The following is a 1,068-nucleotide window of genomic DNA, read 5'->3' on the forward strand; positions in this document are numbered from 1 at the left end:
CAGGTGGTTGGCATTGCGCATTTCCACCAGCCGCGCCTGGCGGCCGTCGCCATGGCGCTCGAAGACATGGCGCAGGCCGTCGCGGTCGGCCAGCGCATAGCGGGCTTCGCTCTGGCGATGCAGAGTGATCTGTTCATACGGCGAATGGATGGAGGCGCCGATGGCCGGCTGCGAGAACGTCACCTGCCGCCGCTGGGGATCGAGTACCACGACGTCGTCGCCGTCGAGCCTGAGCGCCAGCGAGATCGGCAGGCTCCAGCCTTGTCCGAGCCAGCCGGCATGGGGGTTGTCGGAGCAGTAGGTGCGCTGCCAGGGCAGCGGCAGGGGCGCCGGCAGGTCGAAGTCGAGTTCGGTGTCGCCTTCGAGCAGCTTGCAGCCGAACAGGGGATTGACCGGCTTGCCGACCTCCACGCAGCTCTTGCAGGCCAGGCCTTCGCCCTGCTTGACCGGTTTGGCCGGCGTGGCGGCGTCGGGCTCCGGTGCCGGCTTGCTGGTCTTTGCCGGCGGCGGCGGGACTGCCGGCGTTCTCGCTTCCGCCTTGATCGGCGGCTGCAGGGCCGGATGCTTGAGCAGGCGTGCTTCATGGGCCTGCAGCCAGCTGCCGAAACCCGGCCCCAGCCGGCTCTTGCCCAGCTCGCCCAGCAGGCGCGCCTTGCCGGCGCCGCCGCGCAGCAATACCAGCACGATGGAGCGCAGCAGGGCGCGCACCAGCATCACATGGCCGCGCGCGAAGTTCTCCACCGCCTGCTGCATGTGGTGCGCATAAGCCGCCGCATCCTCGGGCCGCTGGCGCCCGGCCTGCCAGCCATGGGCAAAGCCGCCGCCATAGGCCCTGGCCACCTCTACCGCGGCGTCGCTGATGCCCTCGACCAGGGCCGGCAAGCCCATCAGCGTCATGACGTAGCCGGCCACCTGCAGGCCGACCGAGGCGCCGGCCATGGCGCCGGGCACGGCACCGCCGCCGCCGGCAAAGAAACCGAGCGCGGCGCCGCCTGCGCCGCCGATGACGATGCCGCCGCCCAGGTACATGGCCGATTCGGCCAGCACTTCCCACAGGCCGCTCCAGAT

1 protein-coding gene is annotated in these 1,068 nt (G+C 71.0%); it reads right to left on the reverse strand.

What is annotated here, in order from left to right; genetic code table 11:
• The coding region (locus FH061_RS30825; protein WP_225984989.1) for a DUF6861 domain-containing protein at nucleotides 1–1,068 on the reverse strand (1,068 nt) is incomplete at both ends.

The organism is Noviherbaspirillum aerium (assembly GCF_008929045.1).
Lineage (GTDB): Bacteria > Pseudomonadota > Gammaproteobacteria > Burkholderiales > Burkholderiaceae_D > Noviherbaspirillum > Noviherbaspirillum aerium.